Annotated in this window: 16 protein-coding genes; 8 read left to right on the plus strand and 8 right to left on the minus strand. The window is 73.0% G+C overall.

What is annotated here, in order from left to right; genetic code table 11:
* The first annotated feature begins 1 nt into the window (after position 1).
* From CG736_RS21785 to CG736_RS21795, 3 genes are read left to right on the plus strand one after another with little or no spacing between them, the layout of a single operon-like run.
* Positions 2 to 1,585, plus strand: a complete 1,584-nt coding sequence (locus CG736_RS21785; RefSeq protein WP_100587863.1) for an NAD(P)/FAD-dependent oxidoreductase — start codon at positions 2 to 4, stop codon at positions 1,583 to 1,585.
* Positions 1,582 to 2,568, plus strand: a complete 987-nt coding sequence (locus CG736_RS21790) for an alpha/beta fold hydrolase (RefSeq protein WP_100587864.1) — start codon at positions 1,582 to 1,584, stop codon at positions 2,566 to 2,568. The genes CG736_RS21785 and CG736_RS21790 overlap by 4 nt, the downstream gene beginning before the upstream one ends.
* A complete protein-coding gene (locus CG736_RS21795; RefSeq protein WP_100587865.1) occupies positions 2,565 to 3,455 on the plus strand; it encodes an SDR family oxidoreductase in 891 nt (296 codons plus the stop codon). The genes CG736_RS21790 and CG736_RS21795 overlap by 4 nt, the downstream gene beginning before the upstream one ends.
* Before the next feature lie 114 nt (positions 3,456 to 3,569).
* On the opposite strand, the gene CG736_RS21800 is transcribed toward CG736_RS21795, so the two are convergent.
* A complete protein-coding gene (locus tag CG736_RS21800) occupies positions 3,570 to 5,633 on the minus strand; it encodes a discoidin domain-containing protein (protein ID WP_198520570.1) in 2,064 nt (687 codons plus the stop codon).
* Positions 5,634 to 6,134: 501 nt separating this feature from the next.
* Between CG736_RS21800 and CG736_RS21805 the strand changes: the two genes are divergently transcribed.
* Both CG736_RS21805 and CG736_RS21810 read left to right on the plus strand, forming a co-directional pair.
* Complete coding sequence (locus CG736_RS21805) at positions 6,135 to 6,908, plus strand: SDR family oxidoreductase (protein WP_100587866.1); 774 nt, start codon at positions 6,135 to 6,137, stop codon at positions 6,906 to 6,908.
* 170 nt (positions 6,909 to 7,078) lie between these two features.
* Positions 7,079 to 8,881: an ABC transporter ATP-binding protein gene (locus CG736_RS21810; RefSeq protein ID WP_100587913.1), complete on the plus strand. Its 1,803-nt coding sequence runs from the start codon at positions 7,079 to 7,081 to the stop codon at positions 8,879 to 8,881.
* 16 nt (positions 8,882 to 8,897) lie between these two features.
* Here CG736_RS21810 and CG736_RS21815 read toward each other — a convergent pair whose 3' ends face one another.
* Together CG736_RS21815 and CG736_RS21820 are read right to left on the minus strand one after the other, a co-directional pair.
* Complete coding sequence (locus tag CG736_RS21815; RefSeq protein ID WP_083462242.1) at positions 8,898 to 9,569, minus strand: 1-acyl-sn-glycerol-3-phosphate acyltransferase; 672 nt, start codon at positions 9,567 to 9,569, stop codon at positions 8,898 to 8,900.
* Positions 9,570 to 9,804: 235 nt separating this feature from the next.
* Positions 9,805 to 11,985 (minus strand): bifunctional glycosyltransferase/CDP-glycerol:glycerophosphate glycerophosphotransferase, encoded by a 2,181-nt coding sequence (locus CG736_RS21820; protein WP_100587867.1) that lies wholly within the window; start codon positions 11,983 to 11,985, stop codon positions 9,805 to 9,807.
* Between the two features lie 821 nt (positions 11,986 to 12,806).
* Between CG736_RS21820 and CG736_RS21825 the strand changes: the two genes are divergently transcribed.
* Together CG736_RS21825 and CG736_RS21830 are read left to right on the plus strand one after the other, a co-directional pair.
* Entirely contained in the window at positions 12,807 to 13,076 is a 270-nt protein-coding gene (locus CG736_RS21825) for a hypothetical protein (RefSeq protein ID WP_100587868.1), read from the plus strand.
* A gap of 213 nt (positions 13,077 to 13,289) precedes the next feature.
* The gene (locus CG736_RS21830) at positions 13,290 to 13,712 is read left to right on the plus strand and encodes a secondary thiamine-phosphate synthase enzyme YjbQ (RefSeq protein ID WP_043911095.1); all 423 of its coding nucleotides are present in this window, start codon (positions 13,290 to 13,292) and stop codon (positions 13,710 to 13,712) included.
* Between the two features lie 48 nt (positions 13,713 to 13,760).
* Here CG736_RS21830 and CG736_RS21835 read toward each other — a convergent pair whose 3' ends face one another.
* The 5 genes from CG736_RS21835 to CG736_RS21855 form a co-directional block, all read right to left on the minus strand.
* The gene (locus tag CG736_RS21835; RefSeq protein ID WP_100587869.1) at positions 13,761 to 16,793 is read right to left on the minus strand and encodes a choice-of-anchor D domain-containing protein; all 3,033 of its coding nucleotides are present in this window, start codon (positions 16,791 to 16,793) and stop codon (positions 13,761 to 13,763) included.
* Positions 16,794 to 16,868: 75 nt separating this feature from the next.
* Complete coding sequence (gene pqqB / locus CG736_RS21840) at positions 16,869 to 17,759, minus strand: pyrroloquinoline quinone biosynthesis protein PqqB (protein ID WP_100587870.1); 891 nt, start codon at positions 17,757 to 17,759, stop codon at positions 16,869 to 16,871.
* A gap of 19 nt (positions 17,760 to 17,778) precedes the next feature.
* The gene (gene pqqE / locus CG736_RS21845; protein ID WP_198520571.1) at positions 17,779 to 19,215 is read right to left on the minus strand and encodes a pyrroloquinoline quinone biosynthesis protein PqqE; all 1,437 of its coding nucleotides are present in this window, start codon (positions 19,213 to 19,215) and stop codon (positions 17,779 to 17,781) included.
* A 3-nt stretch (positions 19,216 to 19,218) separates the two neighbouring features.
* Positions 19,219 to 19,917, minus strand: a complete 699-nt coding sequence (pqqC, locus tag CG736_RS21850; protein WP_100587871.1) for a pyrroloquinoline-quinone synthase PqqC — start codon at positions 19,915 to 19,917, stop codon at positions 19,219 to 19,221.
* Between the two features lie 9 nt (positions 19,918 to 19,926).
* A complete protein-coding gene (locus CG736_RS21855; RefSeq protein WP_100587872.1) occupies positions 19,927 to 20,109 on the minus strand; it encodes a hypothetical protein in 183 nt (60 codons plus the stop codon).
* Positions 20,110 to 20,237: 128 nt separating this feature from the next.
* On the opposite strand from CG736_RS21855, the gene CG736_RS21860 reads away from it, so the two are divergent.
* Positions 20,238 to 20,459, plus strand: coding sequence for a hypothetical protein (locus tag CG736_RS21860; RefSeq protein ID WP_100587873.1), 222 nt, complete (start codon positions 20,238 to 20,240; stop codon positions 20,457 to 20,459).
* The last annotated feature ends 16 nt before the right edge of the window (positions 20,460 to 20,475 follow it).

A 20,475-nucleotide genomic window follows, 5' to 3' on the forward strand; every position in this document is an offset into this window, starting at 1 on the left:
CATGGCACCCCGTACCAAGAAGCCGCCCCTCCCCGTCGAGCCCGATCCCGACGAGTCGCGCGCGGACGCCGCACCGCAGGCCGTGCCGCACGTGCGGGTCGCCGTCGTCGGCTCCGGCTTCGGCGGCCTCGGCGCCGGCGTCCGGCTGCGCCGCGCCGGGATCACCGACTTCGTGATCCTGGAACGCGCGGAGTCGGTCGGCGGGACGTGGCGCGACAACTCCTACCCGGGCTGCGCCTGCGACGTGCCCTCCCACCTGTACTCGTTCTCGTTCGCGCCGAACCCCGACTGGCCCCGGGTGTTCTCCGCCCAGCCCGACATCCGCGCCTACCTGGAACGGGTCGCCGACACCTTCGGGCTCCGCCCCCACCTGCGGTTCGGCGCCGAGGTCACCGAGCTGCGCTGGGAGGAGGAGTGCACCCGGTGGCGGGTCACCACCCGGGTCGGCAGCTGGACCGCCGACGCCGTGGTCTCCGCCGCCGGCCCGCTGGCCGAACCGAAGATCCCCGACCTGCCCGGCCTGGACGGCTTCCCCGGCAAGGTCTTCCACTCCTCCCGCTGGGACCACGACTACGACCTGACGGGCAAGCGCGTCGCGGTGGTCGGCACCGGCGCGTCCGCCGTGCAGATCATCCCCGCCATCCAGCCCACCGTCGGCAGCCTGACGGTCTTTCAGCGCACCCCGGCCTGGGTGATGCCGCGCGCCGACCGCGAGGTCACCGGCGTCGAGAAGTGGTTGCACGGCAAACTTCCGCCGAGCGGCCTGCTGCGGCGTTCCGCGTTGTTCGCGATCCGCGAGCTCCAGGTGGATGCTTTCGTGCGCCGTCCGCAATTCCTGAAGCTGGTCCAGCAGGTGGCGCTGCGCCACATGCACCGGGCGGTCGCCGATCCGGCGCTGCGGGCCAGGCTCACCCCGGACTACCGGATCGGCTGCAAGCGCATCCTGCTCAGCAACACGTACTTCCCGGCGCTGGCCGCGCCCAACACCGAGGTGGTCGCGTCCGGTCTGCGCGAGCTGCGCGGCAGCACCCTGGTCGCCGCCGACGGCAGCGAACACGAGGTGGACGCAGTGGTGTTCGGCACCGGATTCCACGTCACCGACCTGCCGATCGCCGAGCGGGTGTACGGCGTCGGAGGCATGGCGCTGGCCGAAGCGTGGAAGGACGGTATGGAGGCGCTGCGCGGCTCCACCGTGCGGGGCTTCCCGAACCTGTTCTTCCTGATCGGCCCGAACACCGGGCTCGGCAACAGCTCGATGATCCTGATGATCGAGTCCCAACTCAATTACCTGATCGACGCGCTCACCACGCTGGACTCGATCGGCGCCACCGCGATGCAGCCCACCGAACGGGCCCAGCGGCAGTGGAACCTGGAACTCCAGCACCGGATGAGCCGCACCGTGTGGACCACCGGCGGGTGCCGCAGCTGGTACCTCGAAGAGGACGGCAAGAACACCGTGTTGTGGCCGTCCTCCACCAGCGCCTTCCGCCGTGCCACCCGGCACGTCGACCTCGCCGAGTACGAACTCCTCAAGCGCACAGCCCCGTTGGGTGACGCGCTCGACCCCGAGGTGGTGCCCGTATGAGCCCCCGTATCCCCGCCGACTGCGTGCTGCCCGACCCGGCCGCCGTCCACACCGTCCGCTCCGCGGACGGCGCCGAACTCAACGTCGAGGAGTACGGCCCCGAGGGCGCGCCGCTGATCGTGCTCGCCCACGGCTGGACGTGCGCCACCACGTTCTGGGCGCCGGTGATCAACCGGCTGGTCGCGGACCACCGCGTGGTCGCCTACGACCAGCGCGGCCACGGCCGCAGCCCCCTGCCGGCCGACGGCGCCGGGTACGGCACCGGCAAGCTCGCCGAGGACCTCGAAGCGGTGCTGGTCGCGACCGTCCCCGCCGGGCGGCGCGCGGTGGTGGCCGGCCACAGCATGGGCGGCATGACCATCATGGCGGCCGGCGGACGGCCCGAGGTGGCCGCCCGCACCGCCGCCAACGTGCTGATCAACACCGGCGCCGGCGACCTCGTCGACGAACTGCTGGTGCTGCCGCCGTTCGTGCGCGGCAAGGCGCTGCGGCGCTTCCTGAGCCGGCCGGTGCTGCAGTCCCGGCTGTCCCTCGGCCCCGTCAACGGCATCAGCCGGGCCGCTCTCAAGTACGCCACCATGGGCCCCGCCACGCCCGCGGACCGGGTCGAGGCCTGCGCGCAGGTGGTGCACGCCTGCCCGGCCAAGGCGCGCCACGGCTGGGCGGTCGTCCTCGACGTCCTGGACGTGTACGCCGGCCTCGCCCGGATCGCCGCGCCCACCGCCGTCGTCACCAGCACCAACGACAAGCTGACCCCGCCCGTGCACTCGCACCGCATCGTCGCCGCCCTGGCCGACGCCCGCGGCCTGCTGGAGCTGCCCGGCGCCGGCCACATGAGCCCGGTGGAACGCCCCGCCGAGGTGGCCGAGGAGATCCGCCGGGTCGCCGCCCTGGTCGCCGACGAACTGTCGGCCGCCGCGGTCGGCGCCGCCGCCTCCGACATCCCGTCCCAGTCCGTCGCCGCTGTGGAGGAAACCGCATGACCCCGCCGCTGTCCTCGCAGGTCGTCGTCATCACCGGAGCCGCCCGCGGCCTCGGCGCGCTGATGGCCCGGAAGCTCGCCGACCGGGGCGCCAAGGTCGCGCTGGTCGGGCTGGAGCCCGCCGAGCTCAAGGCCGTCGCCGCCCAGTGCGGGGAGCACGCCTCCGCCTGGGAGGCCGATGTCACCGACCTGGACGCGCTCACCGAGGTGGCGAACCGGATCAAGGACCGGTACGGGCGGATCGACACCGTGGTGGCCAACGCCGGCATAGCGCTCGGCGGGCCGATGCAGGACAGCGACTTCCGGGCCTGGAGCCGGGTGGTCGAGGTCAACCTGCTCGGTTCCGTCGCCACCGCCCGGGCGTTCCTGCCCGCGCTGGTCGAGAGCCGCGGCTACCTGCTGCAGATCGCCTCGCTGGCCGCGCTCACCCCCGCCCCGCTGATGTCCGCCTACTGCGCCTCCAAGGCCGGCGTCGAGTCCTTCGCCCACGCGCTGCGCGCCGAGGTCGCCTACCAGGGCGTCAAGGTCGGCGTGGGGTACCTGAGTTGGACGGACACCGACATGGTGCGCGGCGCCGACCAGGACGCCGTGCTGCGGCAGATGCGCGCCAAGCTGCCGTGGCCCGCCAACAAGACGTACCCGATCGGCCCGGCCGTGGAGCGCCTGGTGGCCGGCATCGGCCGCCGCTCGCCGCACGTGTACGCGCAGGCCTGGCTGCGCGGCATGCAGCCGGTCCGCTGGATGCTCCCCGGCCTGATCGCCGCGGTCGGCTCCCGCGACGTCGCCAAGCTCGCGCCCGAGCTGAAGGCCACCGCCGACACCCGGCTGCGTCCGGTCGGCGCCGGCGGGGACGCCGACCGGAACGCCCTGGCTGCCAAGGCGGAGTGACCGGCGGCCGGATGATCGGACAGGCACATGATGATGAGCGGACAATCAGCCCCGAGAGAGGCTGATTGTCCGCTCGTCATATTCAGACAGTCCTACCGGACGGCGTGGCCCGGGTCAGACGCCGTGCACCGACAGCTCGTACAGCGAGTACCCCCACTGGGTCGCCCGCGCCGTGCCGTGGAAGCGCACGTACCGGGCCGCCGTCGGCGCGAACGCGGCGGTGTCCAGCCCGCCGTCACCCGCCGTGGTCGACCAGACGGTGCGCCAGGTGCTGCCGTCCGTGGACACCTCGATCCGGTAGCCGGTGGCGTAGGCGCGCTCCCAGTCCAGCGTCACCCGGTCCACGGTGTGCACCGAGCCCAGGTCCACCCGCAGCCACTGGTCGTCGCTCCAGTCGCTGGCCCAGCGGGTGGAGCGGTCGCCGTCCAGCGCCCGGCCCGGCTGGTAGGAGGTGAACGGGTTCCACTCCGCCGAACTCGCCGTGGCACTCGCCGTGCCGGTCGCCAACTCGCGCCCCGCGCCGTGCTGTTCGGTGGCCCGCCAGGTGGTCAGGTAGGACTGCGCGCCCTTCATCAGGTCGTTCACCACGCCCTGCCCGCCGCTGAGCCGGATCTGCTCGATCCAGTCCGGCAGCAGACCGGCGTGCGCCACGCCGTCGGTGTTGACGTCCCACGTCCGGGAGCCGGTCACCTGACGGTCCAGCACCGCGCCGCCGTCCGCGCTGCGGAACGGGTACGTCACCGCGTTGGGCGCGCCCGCGCCGACCGGGCCCGGCCAGCCGCCGACGCCGTTCAGGTCGCTGCCGTAGCCGTAGCCGACCCCGTAGGCGTCGCGCAGCGCCTTGGTGCGGTTCGCCTCCGCCACGAAGCCGTTCGCGTCGTGCGGGTACTGGGCGGCGAACCCGCCCAGCCGGTACAGGCGTTCGGTCCAGGAGAGGTCCATCCAGCTGTGGCTGGAGATCACCCCCGGGTAGGACTGCGACTCCAGGACCTCGAACGCGCTCTTCGCGGCCTTGACGCTCATGTGGTCGACTTCCAGCATCATGTGGCGCTTCATCATGCCGCGCACCGCGTAGTCGCCGAGCTCGGTCAGCCCACGGGTGTTGCACTGCGCGGACGCCGAGTAGGTGGGCAGATTCACTCCGGCCGGCAGCATCCCCTGGGCCTGCGCGGTGGGCAGCCCGATCGGATTGTCGCGCTGCGGGCCGGTGCACTGCTCGGTGGTCCAGAACGTCCCGGTGGACAGGAACTGCCCGGCGTTCACCGCCACCCCGGTGGTGCCCTCGTCGAACCGCACCCCGCACAGCGCGTTGTCGAACTTGTGGCACAGGAACATGCTGCGCACGCCCAGCGCGTACAGCTCGTCCAGCCCGCGGTCGATCGCGGCCCGGTCGCACTGCGGCACGTCCAGGATCTGCTTGCAGCCGAACGGCTCGGAGGTCTCCACCCCGAGCACCACCGCCAACTTGCCCTGCTCGACCACCGAGCGGGCCTGGTCGGAGTCGGTGACGATGCGGAACCAGCCCTTGCCGGGCCCGCCGTACATCGCGTCGATGTACGCCTGGAGTTCGTACGACTTACGCGCCTCGGTGCGGATGGCGTCCATCTCGTCGCAGCCGCGGTCCTTGTACGGGTAGATCGAGCACAGCAGCCCGTTGGTCACCAGGTCGTTGACCAGCACCCGCTCGCCGCCGCGCCACGCCCGCTCCACCCAGGCGTAGTAGTCCTGCTGGTGGCTGAGCGAGTCGTGGGCCGGCCAGTCGGCGAAGGTCGGCCAGCCGACCGGGTCGTGGTGGCCGTTCGCGCCGCCCGTGACGTTCTCGAACAGGGCGAGCGAACCGTCCGGGTAGTGCTCCGGGCAGTCCTTCAGCGCGTCCGCGACGCCCTGCGGGGAGAACGCGGCGCCGCAGATCACCCGGCCGCCGAAGCCCTCGGCGGACATCAGGTGGTTGTGCGCGTCGACGAAGCCGCGGACGCTGCCGTCGGCGGCGGCGCCGCGGAACGGCTCGCCCGTGACATTGATCTGCGAGTCCGGCGCCGGCCGGGCGGTGGGATTCCACCAACTGTCGGCGGCACGGGCGTTCGAGCCCGGCACGGCGCCGCTGACGAGCGCGGCCGCGAGCAGGAGCAGCGGCAGCAGGCGGGCGAGGACGTTCCTGGTGCGACCATTTTCGATCATGGTCACCTCTCGGGTCGGGGAGGCGGCGGTTTTCCCGAGAATCCCGAGCTGTTGACACTCCGTCAATACATCTGACCGGATTACTTACCGGTCAGTATCCAGCGGGGCTTGAGAGATGATTTATCGACAGATTGCCTTCGCGTGCACTCGTGCCCGCGGCCGCGTCCGCCCTCCGCGGCCCGGCACGCACGCGGGCCCGGCCCCGAGGGGAGGGGGCCGGGCCCGGCGGGCGAAGGCGTGCCGACCTGTCAGGACCACCGGGGTCGGGGACGGGCCGGGCACGCGACTTCTATCCGGAACGGGTGAAGCTGAACAAGCATCAGTTCTCCAGAGCGAGACGGACACCGCATGGGACGGCGGCGATGCCCGAAACCGTAGGGTGATATGACCGGTGCCACGACGGGGCGCGCCGCCGACACCCTCCGCGTCGCTCGAAGGGCCGACGGGGCCTCCGGAGGGGATCCGCACCGGATCCGGCTACCGGCGGGTACGGTCGGGTCCATGACGACAGCCCTCATCACCGGCGCGACCGCCGGCATCGGCGCCGCCTTCGCCAACCGCCTCGCCCGCGACGGCCGCGACCTGGTGCTGGTCGCCCGCGACACCGGGCGCCTGCAGCAGGCCGCCGACGAACTCGGCTCCCGCTACGGCGTCCAGGTCGAGACCCTCGCCGCCGACCTCTCCACCGACACCGGCATCGGCGCCGTCGAGGACCGGCTGCGCGACGACACCCGCCCCGTCGACCTGCTGATCAACAACGCCGGCTTCGGCAACCGCGGCGCGTACCTGGACGTCCCCGTCCAGGACGAACTCGACATGCTGAAGGTCCACATCGAGGCCGTCCTGCGCACCACCACGGCCGCCGTCCCCGGCATGCGCGAACGCGGCTTCGGCGGGATCGTCAACCTCGCCTCGGTCGCGGCGTTCGTCCCGCGGGGCACCTACGGCGCGACCAAGGCGTGGGTGGTCAACTTCACCCTCGGCATCGCCCGCGACCTGGCCGGCAGCGGAGTCCGACTGCAGGCGCTCTGCCCCGGCTTCACCCGCACCGAATTCCACGAGCGGGCCGGCATGGGCACCTCCAGCATCCCCTCCTGGGGCTGGCTCACCGCCGACCGCGTCGTCGACGACTCCCTGCGCGACCTCGCCCGCAACCGGCCGCTGTGCGTGCCCGGCAAGCGCTACAAGGCAGCGGTGACGGCGGCGAGGCTGCTGCCGGTGGGCGGGCTCGGCAAGCTCTCGACCACGGCGGGACGGGACTACCGGAAGGGGTGAGAGCGCCGGCGGGCGCGAGAGCAGGGGCGTGGAGGTGCCCCCGCGCGCCCCGGTCTCGCCCCCTCCCTCGTCCCGAAATATCTCGGCCGACCAAAAGGTTAGGTTTGCTAATGGTGAGTGAAGCTCGCTAAGCTCGCAGTGCCGTGTTCGCCGACCACCAGGAGGTCCCCGTGCGACTGAACCGGATCGACTGGACTCCGCCCGAGGGGGAGGAGCGGCAGCCTGCGCAGGTGCGGCGGATTCTGAGGCTGTTCCGGCCGTACGCCGGGCGGCTGGCCGTGGTGGGGCTGCTGGTGGCGGCGTCGGCGGTGGTGTCCGTGGTGACGCCGTTCCTGCTGCGGGCGGTGCTGGACACCGCGATTCCGGAGCGGCGCACCGGGCTGCTCACGCTGCTCGCGCTCGGGATGATCGCGGCGGCCGTGGTCACCAGCGTGCTCAACGTGCTGCAGACGCTGATCTCCACCACCGTCGGGCAGCGCGTCATGCACGACCTGCGCACCTCGGTGTACCGGCACCTGCAGCGGATGTCGCTGGCGTTCTTCACCAGGACCCGCACCGGTGAGGTGCAGTCCCGGATCGCCAATGACATCGGCGGGATGCAGGCCACCGTCACCGGCACCGCCACCTCGCTGGTGTCGAACCTGACGGCGGTGGTGGCCAGCGTGGTCGCGATGGTCGCGCTGGACTGGCGGCTGACCGTCGTCTCGCTGCTGCTGCTCCCGGTGTTCGTGTGGATCAGCCGCCGGGTCGGCCGGGAGCGGAAGAGGATCACGGGGGAGCGGCAGCGCCAGCTGGCCAAGCTCTCCTCCGCGGTGCAGGAGTCGCTGTCCGTCAGCGGCATCCTGCTCGGCCGAACGATGGGCCGTTCCGCCTCGCTGACCAGCGAATTCGCCGACCAGTCGGACGAGTTGGCGGCCCTGGAGGTGCGCTCCAGCATGGCCGGCCGGTGGCGGATGTCCACCATAGGAATCGTGATGGCCGCGATGCCCGCGATGATCTACTGGGCGGCGGGCCTGGCCACCGCGACGGGTGCGCCGATCGTCTCGCTGGGCACCCTGGTCGCGTTCGTGTCGCTGCAGCAGGGCCTGTTCCGGCCCACCGTCAGCCTGCTGTCCACCGGCGTCGACGTGCAGACCTCGCTCGCCCTGTTCCAGCGGATCTTCGAGTACCTCGACCTGCCGGTGGAGATCGACGAGCCCGAGCACCCCGTCCACCTGGAGCGGATCCGCGGCGACGTGCGCCTCGAGGACGTCGAGTTCCACTACCGGGCCGACCAGGACCGCCCGACGCTGTCCGCGATCGACCTGACCGTCCCCGCCGGAGGCTCGCTCGCGGTGGTCGGCGAGACCGGCTCCGGGAAGTCCACGCTGTCCTACCTGGTGCCGCGGCTGTACGACGTCACCGGCGGGCGGGTGCTGATCGACGGGGTGGACGTGCGGGAGCTGTCCTTCGAGACGCTGGCCCGGGCGGTGGGCGTGGTCTCCCAGGAGACCTACCTGTTCCACGCGTCGGTCGCCGACAACCTGCGCTTCGCCAAGCCCGACGCCACCGACGAGGAACTCGTCGCCGCCGCCAAGGCCGCCCAGATCCACGAGATGATCGCCGAACTGCCGGACGGCTACGACACCTTGGTGGGGGAGCGCGGCTACCGCTTCTCCGGCGGCGAGAAGCAGCGCCTGGCGATCGCCCGGACGGTGCTGCGCAACCCGCCGGTGCTGATCCTGGACGAGGCCACCAGCGCGCTGGACAACCAGACCGAACTGGCCGTCCAACAGGCCCTGGACACCCTCGCCGAGGGCCGCACCACCATCACCATCGCGCACCGGCTGTCCACCGTCCGGGACGCCGACCAGATCGCCGTCCTCGACCACGGCGCCATCGCCGAACTCGGCACCCACGAGCAGCTGCTGGCCCGCGACGGCCGCTACGCCGCGCTGCTCAACCGGGAGGCGCTGCCGGTGGCCGTCGGCTGACCGGGACGACGCCGGGTCAGGCGGCCTTCGGGGACTCGTTGTACTGCTCGGCGAGTTCCTGACCGGACAGCGCGTGGATGGCGGCCATCACCTCGTCGGTGACCTGCCGGCGGGCCTTCGCGGAGCGGGCCTGGCCGTGCAGGTCGTCGAAGCGCAGCGGCTCGCCGAACCGGACGGTGATCCGGCTGATGCGCGGAATGCGCTTCCCGACCGGGAGGATGTGCTGCGAGCCCTCCAGGGCCACCGGGACGACCGGCACGCCGGCGGTCAGCGCCAGCCAGGCGACGCCGGTCTTGCCGCGGTACAGGCGGCCGTCCAGCGAACGGGTGCCCTCCGGGTAGATGCCGAACGCCCGGCCGGAGTCGAGGATCTCCAGCCCCTCCTCCAGCGAGGCGGTGGCGGCCCGGACGCTGCCGCGCTCCACCGGGACGGCGTTGATCACGTGGGTGAAGAAGTACCGGGAGATCGCGCCCTTGAGCCCGGTGCCGGTGAAGTACTCGGCCTTCGCCAGGAAGAACACCTGACGCGGCGCGGCCAGCGGGATCACCACGCTGTCCACGAACGACAGGTGATTGCTCGCCAGAATCACCCCGCCCTTGCGCGGCACGTTCTCCAGGCCCTCGATGGTCGGCCGGTAGACGGCCCGCGCGAGCGGCTTGAGCACGAGCTTGGTGACGAGGTCGATCAACTGGCCCTCCCTGGCCGAAGGTCGGACCGCCCGGGGCCCAAGGGCGGTACCCGCCGAGGGGCGAGGCACGCGGCTCGGACGGAGGTCGGACCACTGGGTTCGAATCGCAGACTACGACATCGCCCCGGCCGCCCGTCCACCGCCCGTGGCCATCCCGGCACTGCGATCCTCGTCACGCCCACCTGGTGGGAAAGCCGCTTCCCACCAGGTGAGACGGGGTCGGGAGAACGATCGGTCAGCGGCGGACCGGGAAGATCCGGCTGACCACCCGCTCGGCGGCCCGGCCGTCGTCCCACGGGCAGAACCGCTCCCGGAACCGCTGCCGGGCGGCCGGCTCCGGGTCGCCCGCGAGCAGCGCCTCGACCAGCGCGTCCTGCTCGGTGGCGACCGCGCCCGGCGGCTCCTTCATCAGGTCGAAGTAGACGCCCCGGACCTGCTGGTACTCCTCCCAGTCGGGGGCGTACACGGCTATCGGCCGGTCCAGCACCGCGTAGTCGAACATCATCGACGAGTAGTCGGTGACCAGGGTGTCCGCCGCCAGGTACAGGTCCTCCACCGACGGGTGGTCGGAGACGTCCAGCAGCCGGGCCGAGCCGGGGCGGGCCGCCAGGTCGCCCGCGCCGCCGTCGTGGAAGTAGTGGGTGCGCACCATCACCGTCCAGCCGGAGCCCAGCCGCTCGGCCAGCGCCGGCAGGTCCAGCAGCGGCAGGTAGCCGCCCCGGGACTCCCGGTGGGTCGGCGCGTACAGCACGGTGCGCTGCCCCGGGGCGATGCCCAGCTCGCGGCGGACCGTCGCGCACTCCTCCGTGGTGGCGTGCACCAGGCGGTCGTTGCGCGGGTAGCCGGTGTCCAGGGTCTGGTAGGTGCCGGGGAACGCCCGGGCGAAGTGCTCGCTGGTGTGCGGGTTCGGCGACACCAGGTAGTCCCAGCGCGCCACGGCCTCGCGCAGCCGCTCGAAGTCCATCCCGTCCGCCGCGACCGGGTGCTCCCGCAGGTCCATCCCCATCGCCTTCAGCGGCGTGCCGTGCTGGGTCTGCACGTGCACCGTGCCGGTCCGCTTCGCCATCGTGTGCGGGAAGTTGACGTTGTTGACGAAGTACTTGGCGGTGGCCATCGCCTTCAGGTACGCCGGGGTGTTGACGATCACGTACGGCACCCCCTCGGGCAGCGTCGCGGCCCGTGCCGCGTTCTCCACCACCCACACGCCGCGCACCTGCGGGGCCAGCTCGCGGGCCTTCTCGTAGATCGCCGCCGGGTTGCAGGCGTACCCGCGGTGCCAGTACGCCGCGTACACCGCCAGGTGCTCGTCCACCGGAAGCCGCCGGAACGCGTTGTACGCGGTGAACCGGGCGCTGCTGCGCATCGCCTTCTTCACGCCCGGCGCGACCGCCTTGGTGCCGCGCTTGACGGCGCCCGGCAGCCGGCCGCCGCGGCGCAGCTCGGCGTAGGCGCGCCGGGAGCCGCGGGCGGCCAGCCGGTACTGGATGCCGCGCACGCCGGACGGGAAGCGGTAGCCGGCCGGGCGGTGCCTGGCGAAGTGGCCGGTGATCCGGGCGAAGAACTCGGCGCGCAGCTCGACGGGGACGAGCCCCGGGGTGTCGTAGACGGTCAGGGCCTGCTTGACGGTGCGGTCGAAGACCAGGGTGCGCAGCCGGTTCGCCCGCTCGTCGCGGTCCAGGAACGCGAAGATCGCGTCGTACTGGGCGAAGGCGTCTGCGTGCTTGGCCGAGGCGGTGGCGGTGATCGCGCCCGGGCGGCCGCGCCGGTAGCGGTAGCAGGGGCGGTCCAGGTAGACCAGCCGGTCGGCGGCCAGCAGCAGCGGGTAGGTGACCGAGATGTCCTCGTAGTACCCGCGGCCGAAGTGCACGTCCAGGTCGAGCAGGTACTGCCGGCGCATGATCTTGTTCCACACCGCGAGCACCGAGTTGAACAGCGCGGGGTGCTCGGCGGCGGTGCAGCCGGAGACCAGCGGGGAGCCGGCCAGCACGTGCCGCCAGGGGTTCGGCTCCTCGCCGCCGTCGTGGTAGACGTGCGTGAAGTCGGTGAGCAGCACGTCGGCGGGCAGGTCGCGGGTGGTCTCGGCGCGCAGTTCGGCGAGGACCGCGTCGATGGTGCCGTCGGGCAGCCAGTCGTCGCTGTCGACGAACCAGACGTAGGTGCCGGTGGCCTCGGCGAGGCCGGCGGTGCGGGCGCCGCCCAGGCCCTGGTTCTCCGCCAGGTGCAGGACGCGCATCCGGGGATCGGTGGCGGCGTGGGCGTCCAGCAGGGCGCCGCTGCGGTCGGGGGAGCGGTCGTCCACCGCGATCAGTTCGACCTCGCCGGGCGCGGCGCCGTCGGACCGGAGCGATTCCAGGCACTGCGGCAGGAAGCGTTCCACGCCGTGGACGGGCAGGACGATGCTGAGCAGGGGTGGCACGTGCGTTCACTCCGCGAAGGGAAGGGGGCTCCGGCAGATCGCCCGGTCCCCGCCCACTCTACCGAGCGCGTACGGGCCCGCCCCGGGCGCGGCCGGGCCGCGGCACCCCGGGCGCAGGTGGTCGGGGTGTCCGGGGCGCCGCGGGCGGTGCCTGTCGGCAGGAAGACGACCGCCGGTGCCGCGCCGTACCAGCGGCGGCACCGGCAGTCCGGTTGGCGGCCCGACCGACCCTCAACGGTCGACCGCCGGTCCGTGCACCACGCAGGAGTCGGACCGCCGCAGCGTCGAGACGGCCGCAAGTGACTCTCTGTGGTGCCGGAAGCCTGTCATCGGATGAGCAGGTGATTCGTTCATGTTCGAACTCATCCGACCGGGGATCGGCGGGCGCGACCCGTGATCCCTTGTCGGTACAGATACTGCTTGGAGGTTCCGGCGGCGTCAATCCCTCGTATGTGTTCAATTTCTGAACTCTCGATGCCGCGCCCGACAGCTCGGCGCCGGGCGCGGGCGGTCCGGCGGCGGAGCGGCTCGCGCGCGGTCGAAACCGGTGCGGGACGGACGGACGTCCGTGCGCCCGGCGCACCCCGCTGCCCCGGTGCGCCCGCGAACGCCCCGAGCCGCTGCGGCACCTGACGCCCGGTCATGCTTGGATGGTGCACCATCAACCGATGCGCAGTCGTGACCGGGACCACCGTACTTGGGTGACACGGCAGTCCGTTCGCACGATACGGTGGCAGAACACCAGGACGGTTGCATGAAGACCGTCATAGCCGGATAGTCTTCGCCTCACGGCCCTGGCGCCTCGTAGGGGTGGGAAACAGATGGAACAGATGCAAGTGCGGACGCGGCCCCGGGTGCCCGCGATCCAGTGCGGCGTCGGCGCGACCGGCCGCCGGATCGACCGGCACCTCGCGGTGCTCGGCGCCCCCGCGCTCTCGACGGTGGACACGGCGGAAGCGCTCGGCCTGATAAGGGAACTGACGCCGCGTGGACCCAGCGTCCCGGTCGCCGTGCCCCGGCGCTCCGTGCGGGTCTCGCTGATGGCCCCGCTGCGCAGGCTCAAGCGGAGCATGTTCGGCAGCCGCGGCTGAGCGCACCGACGTGAGGACGGGCGGCCACCGCTCGTCTCCACGAACCCGACGGACCGGGAGTCCGTCGGGCTTTCGGCGTCCCCTCCGGTAGGCGGGGGAGCCGTGGCGCGGGGTTGCGAGGCGCTGGCGTGCCCTGGCGGGCGGCCTTGCGGTCGGGTGGCGTTCGGCGGCCGCCCCTTCGGACGGGGTCACAAGATCGGCCAGGATGGCCCCATGTCCGACACCTTCCACACCACCACGCTCGACGTCACCACGGGCCGCAGAGAAGTCGCCCTCGACATCACCGACCGCTGCCACGACTTCCTCCGGGACGTCACCGGCGGACGCGACGGCCTGCTGAACGTCTTCGTCCCGCACGCCACCGCCGGCATCGCCGTCATCGAGACCGGCTCCGGCAGCGACGACGACCTGCTCAGCACGCTGCGGGAGCTGCTGCCCGCCGACGACCGCTGGCGCCACCGGCACGGCAGCCCGGGCCACGGCCGCGACCACGTGCTGCCCGGACTGGTCGCCCCGCACGCCACCCTGCCGGTGGTGGGCGGCCGACTCGCCCTCGGCATCTGGCAGTCGGTCGTCCTGATCGACACCAACGGCGACAACCCGGACCGCACCCTGCGGCTCTCGTTCCTCGGCTGACCGGCCGGCCGGGCGGGACGGCGCACCCGCCGGCGGGCCGGTCGGTCGTCAGAACGTGATCGACACCCCTTGGACGCGGTGGTTGTCGTCGAGCCCGCCGGTGGCGCCCGTGAAGCCGACCAGGACGGCGGCCGGAACGGCCACGGTGGCGTCGATCGCCGCCTTGCCGTCCACGGTGACCTGGACGCGGCCGCCGGTGACCTGCACGTCCACGGCGTGGGTGCCGGTGCGCAGGTCGCCGATGTCGGTCGCGGTGGCGGCGTAGGTGAGCGCGTCGCCGTTGCCGCCGGTGGCCAGGCCGACGAAGTTGGCGGAGGGGTCGTTGGCGTTCTGGGACGTGTCCAGGGTGACGGCGAGGCCGTGCAGGCCGGAGTAGCCGAGCCCGCCGCCGCCCCCGCCGAGCGAGTGCGGCGTCTCGTGGGCCGCGTCCAGCAGGACGAAGGCCAGGCCGTCCGCGCCCGAGCCGCCGCCGATGACGGCCGTGAAGTGGGCGCGCAGGTTCGCCGAGGGCACGGTCATGTCGTTCAGCGCGGATCCGGTCTGGCCGTTGATCGCCTCGGTGAGCACGATGTCGGTGTTGGAGAGCACGGCCGTGCCGTTGAACGTCCAACTGCCGGTGCTCGGCTGGGAGAGGCTGCCGGAGGTGACTCCGGTGCCGGTGAAGGGGACGGGCTGCTTGCCCTGGCCGTCGTCGCCGGTGATCACGAACTGGCCGGAGGCCGCTCCGGCCGCGGTGGGGGAGAAGACCACCGCCTGGTGGACCACCTGCCCGGGGCCGAGCTTCTGGCCCTCGGCGATCGGGTCGGGGGCGGCGAAGGGCGCGGTGGGCGGAGCGGCCTTGGTGATGGTCAGCACCAGGTTGCCGGTGTTCGTGATGTCGAAGGTCCTGCCGAGCGATCCGCCGACCGCGACCTGGCCGAAGTCGAGCGAGGCCGGACTGATCGTCAGGTGCGGGGCGCCGACGACGGCCGTACCGGTGAGCGGGACCGTGACCGAGTGGCCGTCCGCGCCGGTGACGACGAACTGCGAGCTGTCGCCGCCGGCCGGGCTCGCGACGGTCGGCGCGTAGGTGACGGACACGGCGATCGAGGCGCCCGGGGCGAGGGTGGCGCCGGCCGCGGGCAGGCCGGTGACCGTGAACGGGGGCGACGACGGCGTGGCGCCGGCGATCGTCTCGGTGGCGGTGCCGGTGTTGGTGACGGACACGCCGAGCGTCATCGAGGACTGGGTGGGCAGCTGGCCGAAGTCCAACGACGGCGGTGACGCGGCGAATCCGGGCTGGGTGCCGGTGCCGTTCAGGTCGATGCCGACGGTGTCGGCGACGCCGTTCGTCGTCACGGCGAACGACAGCGTCGCCGTCGCTCCGCCGGGCCCGGTCGGCGCGAAGCCCACCGGGACGGCCAGGGTGCCTCCGGTGTTCAGGGTGACGGGGAGGGTCGGGGGCGTGACGCTGAACGGCGCGGTGGTGGTGATCGCGGTGACCGTCACGCTGCGCGTCGCGGTGACCGTCGCCGTGGCGTTCCCGGTGGCGCCCACCGCGACCTGCCCGAGGTCGACCGGACTGCCCGTCAGCGCGGCCTGGGACGGGCTGCCGAAGGCGACCAGGTGGCCGCCGCGGGTGCCGACGTAGACCCGGCCCTCGCCGACGGCGACCTTGGAGAACTTCACGGCCGTCCCCATCGGCGCCGACCAGCGCAGCTTCAGCACGCCGTTGACCGGCACCGCGTCGTACGCGCGCAGTTGGGCGTTGACGCCGTCGGAACCGTTGGGGTCGGGGCAGACGATCCAGACCAGCGCAGAGCCGGAGGTCGTGCCGTCGGACGTCACGACCGGCGAGCCCGGGTAGTGGCCGATCGCGGCGCTGCTGGAGCCCGCATTGGTCAGGACGGGCGTGCCGGCGCCGTCGACGCCGAACCTCAGTGCGCGGAGGTGGCCGTCGTTCTCGGGGACGTACACGAAGCCGCCGTCGCCGCCCCAGACCGCCGGGTGGCCCCAGATGCCGCGGAACGGCCCGCCGATGGACAGCGCCTGGTCCGAGCCGCCGGGCCCCTGGCTGCGACCGCCCAGGTCGTCCCGGTCGAGGAGGAAGACCCGGCCGTCCTTTCCGATCTGGACCAGCAGCTTCGGGTGGGCCGCGGTGCCGAACGGCGGCGAGGGCAGGGCCACCGGGCCGCCGGATCCGAGGTCCTGGTCGTTCAGATCCAGATTGTCCGCGTTGCCGGGGCTGAAGAAGTCCACCGCGGTGAGCTGCCCGCCGCTGGACAGGTGGACCACCGACTCGGCCAGGTGACCGGGCGGCTGCTTGCCCGGGCCGGGCGCGGGCGAGACGCCGTTGCCGGTGGAGAAGAAGATCCGGCCGGGACCGTCCGAGACCAGGCCGCCGCCGCCCATCCAGACCCCGGCCTCCGTGTCGCTGGCCGCGTTCTCCGTGGACCACATGCGCAGCGCACGCGTCGCCGTGTTCACCCCGACCACGTAGCCGACGTACGGTTTGACGTCGCAGTGCGAGGCGAACCCGGCGAACACCTCGCCGTCGAGCAGCAGCAGGCCGGGCCGCTGCTGCGCGGTGAACGGGTTGAACGTGTTGCCCGGGTTGTTCACCGGGGAGCCCTGGATCGTCACCGGCCAGCCCGCGGCTTCATGGCCGGTCGCCACGTCCAGGCTGTGCAGGAACCAGTGCGGGTGCTTGGTGTCCGGGCCGTCGTTGACCTTGGCGGTGAGGTAGACCCGCCCCGACGAGGGGTCGAACACCGGGGTGGAGGTCACGCCGATGTTGGGGATGAGGTCGCCGCAGCCGATCGCGGCGGCCGGCCAGGCCGGGCCGAGCGACTTGGACCAGAGGACCGCACCGGTGACGGCGTGGATGCCGTAGACGTTGTTGTTCTCGGTCGCGACCACCACGGTGGACCCGATGACCAGCGGCTGGGCGTAGACCTGCCCGTCCACGGGCGTCGAGAACAACTGGCCGAAGTCGCCGGCGCTCACCTTGCTGGGCGCCAGCTGCGGCTGGTGCGGGTCCCAGCCGGTGCGCATCGGATTCATCGAGACGGTCGGGTCGTGGGCGACCACATTCTGCGTCATCGTGCGCTGCCTCTTCCGTTTCGAGCGACTGTCGGGGGGATGTGACGGTGGGTCATGGGGGTGTTCACGCACTGCTCACAGCTGCAGCTCCATGCCGTCGCCGGCGACCTCCACGCCCTCGGCCGCGAGTTCCTCGTGCCGGTCCGAGTCCGGGTCGGTCAGCGGGTTGGTGTTGTTGAGGTGCGTGTAGAGACGCCGGGTGCCAGGGTGCGAGCGCAGTCGGCGCAGGGTGCCGTCCGGCCCGGCGATCGGCAGGTGGCCGAAGGCGCGGGCGGTGCGGCGCTCGCCGCTCACGTGGCGCAGCTCCTCGTCGCTCCAGAACGTGCCGTCCAGGAGCAGGCAGTCGGCGCCGTCCAGGAACGCGTCGAATCCGTCCGGCCAGTCGGCGAGCGAGGGTGCGTAGACCGCACGGGCTCCGGTCCGAGTGTCGGTGAAGCGGTAGGCGACGGTCCAGGGGCCGGGAGCGTCGAAGTGGGCGGCGTAGCGGGGGCGCTTGTCGCTCACCGGGAAGGCGTCGACCGTCAGACCGCCGTCGAGCCGGAGCGGCCGGTCGAGCGGGTGCCAGCGGGAGGCGCCGTAGCAGGCCAGCAGGCCGCGCAGCGGGAGGACCTCCCCGAGGCTGCGCCAGACCGGCGGCGGGGCGTGGACGTCCAGTTCGGCGCCCTCGCGCAGGGCCAGCAGGCCGGTGGTGTGGTCGAGTTCGCCGTCGGTCAGCAGGACCCCGCGCAGCGGTGTGCGGCGGGTGCCGTCCGGCGGGGTCAGGCCGGGCGCGGCGAGCAACTGGACGCGGAGGTCGGGCGAGGCGTTCACCAGGTACCAGGCGTCGTCCGAGACGCCGACGGCGAGGCACTCCTGGGTCCGCCAGGCGCCCGGGCCGGCCGTGCGGGCCCTGGCGCAGGTCGGGCAGGCGCAGTTCCACTGCGGCAGGCCGCCGCCGGCGGCGGTGCCGAGTACCCGTAGCCGCATGGCTTCCCTCTCTCTCGGCTCAGGCCCCGCGAGGCACCAGCGGCACGGTCGGCGCCGACTCGCCGTCCCGGACCAGCCGGGTGACCAGCGCGTGGTGCGGCGAGAGCCGGCAGACCGGGTCGGTGGCGGCCGGGTCGCCGGTGAGCTGGAAGGCCTGGCAGCGGCAACCGCCGTGGTCGAGCTCCTTGCGCTCGCAGCTGCGGCAGGGCTCGGGCATCCAGTCCGTGCCGCGGAAGCGGGTGAACGCGGGGGAGTCGAACCAGATGTCCGCCAGCGGGCGGTCGCGCACGCCCGTCACGCCGAGCCCCGGGATCTGCGCGGCGGCGGGGCAGGGCAGCACGTCACCGTTCGGCGCGACGGTCAGCTGGCGGCTGGCCCAGCCGTTCATGCAGGGCTTGGGCCAGGTCTCGTGGTGGTCCGAGACGACGTAGACGATCTGCAGGACGCCCGCCAGGCGCTCGCGGGCGGCCGTCACCGCGGCCTCGGCCGCCGCCAGTTGGGCACGGGTCGGCAGCAGCGCGGCGCGGTTGCGCAGCGCCCAGCCGTAGTACTGGGTGTTCGCCAGTTCGAGGCGGTCCGCGCCGAGCTCCGCCGCCAGGTCGATCAGGGCGGGGACGCGTTCGATGTTGCGCCGGTGCAGCACGACGTTGACCGTCAGGGCCAGGCCGGCGGCCCTGACCAGGCGGGCGGCGGCGAGCTTGCGGGCGTGCACGGGCCGGCCGGCCAGCGCGTCCGCCGGGGCGGCCGTCGCGTCCTGGAAGCTGAGCTGGACGTGGTCGAGGCCCGCGGCGGCCAGTCCGGCCAGCCGGGCCGGGGAGAGCGACTGCCCGCCGGTGATCAGGTTGGTGTACAGGCCCAACCCGCGGGCGTGCGCCACCAGCGCGGGCAGGTCGCGCCGCAGCAGCGGCTCGCCGCCGGACAGGTGCACCTGGAGCACGCCCAGGGCCCGGGCCTCGGTGAGCACCCGCCGCCACTCGGCCGGGCTCAACTCGTCGGCGTATTCGTCCAGCGCGACCGGGTTGGAGCAGTACGCGCAGCGCAGCGGGCAGCGGTAGGTCAGTTCGGCGAGCAGGCCGAACGGCCGGTCCGGCCGGGCGCCGTCCTGAGCCTCGGGGGTCCCGGGGCTCTCGGGGGTCTCGCGAACGGCCGGTGTCCCGGGAACGGTCGGCGGCCGGGGCGGGTCGGTCGGTCCGGCCTCCAGCAGGCACTGCTCGGCCAGCGAGGCGAGGAAGGACCGCACCTCGGCCGGTCGCACCCCGGTGTACTGCCGCTCCAGTTCGGCGAGGATCGCCGTGGTGCCGGTGGCGCCGTCGCAGCGCGCGAGCACGGCGGCGGCCGTCCCGCCGAGCACCAGCACGCCCTCCGGATGCAGCAGCACCGGGACGGACCGCACCTGGTCGTGGCCGAGCCGGACGCCTCGGCGCAGGCGCCAGGGGCCCTCCTCGTCCGCGGTCACTCGTCAGCCCGCCGCGGCCGCGTGCTCGATGGCGTCGAGCATCGACCAGAGGACGTCGCACTTGAAGGCGAGCGCGGCCAGGGCCGCGTCCTGCTGCTCACGGCTGGTGCAGTACTCGGTGACCAGGCCCAGCGCGTGGGCCGAGTCGGCGTCGGCCACGGCCGGACGCTGCTCGAAGTACCGCAGGCCGGCGGGCTCCACCCAGCCGTAGTGGGTGCGCAGGGCGGTGAGCCGGTCGCGCATCAGGCCCGGCGAGAACAGCTCGGTGAGCGAGGCGGCGACGGCCTCGATCCACGGCCGGGTGCGGGCGAAGTTCACGTAGGCGTCCGTGGCGAAGCGCACGCCGGGCAGGACGTGGCGCTCGTCCAGCACCTCCGCCCGACCGAGCCCGGCGGCCTCGGCGAGGGCGAGCCAGTCGACGTTCCCGCCCCGGTCGGGCGCGGTGCCGTCCTGGTCCGCGAGGCGCTTGACCCAGCGGCGGCGGACCTCCGGGACGGGGCAGTTGGCGATCACCGCCGCGTCCTTCTGGGGCAGCCACTTCTGATAGTACCAGCGATTGGCGATCCAGGACCGCAACTCCGGCTCGCTCAGGCCGCCCTGGTGCAGTCGCAGGTGGAAGGGGTGATTGTCCCAGTAGCTCTCGGAGTGCGCCTGCAGGGCGGCGGTGAACTCCGGGACGGTACGCGCTGTCCGGTCCGTCATCGCCGGCCGCTACCGTCGGCCCGCATAGGCCGTGACCTCGTGCGCGAGCTCGATGCTCTGTGCGTCCGGCGGCGACCAGGCCCGCCGGACGTCCGGGCGGGGCGGCGGCCCGGACGGCGCCGGGCGGGGCGGGTCGGCGGGGCCGGCGGGCAGGTGGGGCGAGGGGGCGGCGGTGTTCGGTCGGTTCGTCATACAGCACCCCGGGGGTGGTCACGATGGGATGTACACGGTCGGTTTCCACCATCGATCGGTGCCCTGTGCCGCGCAATCCGGCGAGGGTGCGGCCGGGGCCCGGACGGCGGGGGACGTACTCTGGACGCATGGCGGAGCAGCAGTCGGAGACCAGGGGCGCCGAACAGATCTGCGAGGTGTCGGCCGACCCGGAGCAGGCCCGGCGCGGGCTGCGGCCGGGCGGGCCCGGCGAGCGCGCCGCGTGTGTGCTGTGCGGCGGGGAGACCGAGTACCCGGCCGAGACGCCCGGATCCACGCTCTGCCCGGTCTGCACCTGGCAGCAGGCCCAGCGTGGCGCGTGCTCCGGCTGATGATCCATCAGACAAT

This window comes from Kitasatospora sp. CB02891 (genome assembly GCF_002803145.1).
Lineage (GTDB): Bacteria > Actinomycetota > Actinomycetes > Streptomycetales > Streptomycetaceae > Kitasatospora > Kitasatospora griseola.

Bases quoted from the DNA above. Each gene is read 5' to 3' on its own strand.
- CG736_RS21855 (WP_100587872.1), bottom strand. From the start codon at position 20,109: ATGACGAACCGACCGAACACCGCCGCCCCCTCGCCCCACCTGCCCGCC.
- CG736_RS21860 (WP_100587873.1), top strand. From the start codon at position 20,238: ATGGCGGAGCAGCAGTCGGAGACCAGGGGCGCCGAACAGATCTGCGAG.
- pqqB (WP_100587870.1), bottom strand. From the start codon at position 17,759: ATGCGGCTACGGGTACTCGGCACCGCCGCCGGCGGCGGCCTGCCGCAG.
- CG736_RS21830 (WP_043911095.1), top strand. From the start codon at position 13,290: ATGTCCGACACCTTCCACACCACCACGCTCGACGTCACCACGGGCCGC.
- CG736_RS21800 (WP_198520570.1), bottom strand. From the start codon at position 5,633: ATGATCGAAAATGGTCGCACCAGGAACGTCCTCGCCCGCCTGCTGCCG.
- CG736_RS21790 (WP_100587864.1), top strand. From the start codon at position 1,582: ATGAGCCCCCGTATCCCCGCCGACTGCGTGCTGCCCGACCCGGCCGCC.
- CG736_RS21835 (WP_100587869.1), bottom strand. From the start codon at position 16,793: ATGACGCAGAATGTGGTCGCCCACGACCCGACCGTCTCGATGAATCCG.
- CG736_RS21785 (WP_100587863.1), top strand. From the start codon at position 2: ATGGCACCCCGTACCAAGAAGCCGCCCCTCCCCGTCGAGCCCGATCCC.
- CG736_RS21795 (WP_100587865.1), top strand. From the start codon at position 2,565: ATGACCCCGCCGCTGTCCTCGCAGGTCGTCGTCATCACCGGAGCCGCC.
- pqqC (WP_100587871.1), bottom strand. From the start codon at position 19,917: ATGACGGACCGGACAGCGCGTACCGTCCCGGAGTTCACCGCCGCCCTG.
- CG736_RS21805 (WP_100587866.1), top strand. From the start codon at position 6,135: ATGACGACAGCCCTCATCACCGGCGCGACCGCCGGCATCGGCGCCGCC.
- CG736_RS21825 (WP_100587868.1), top strand. From the start codon at position 12,807: ATGGAACAGATGCAAGTGCGGACGCGGCCCCGGGTGCCCGCGATCCAG.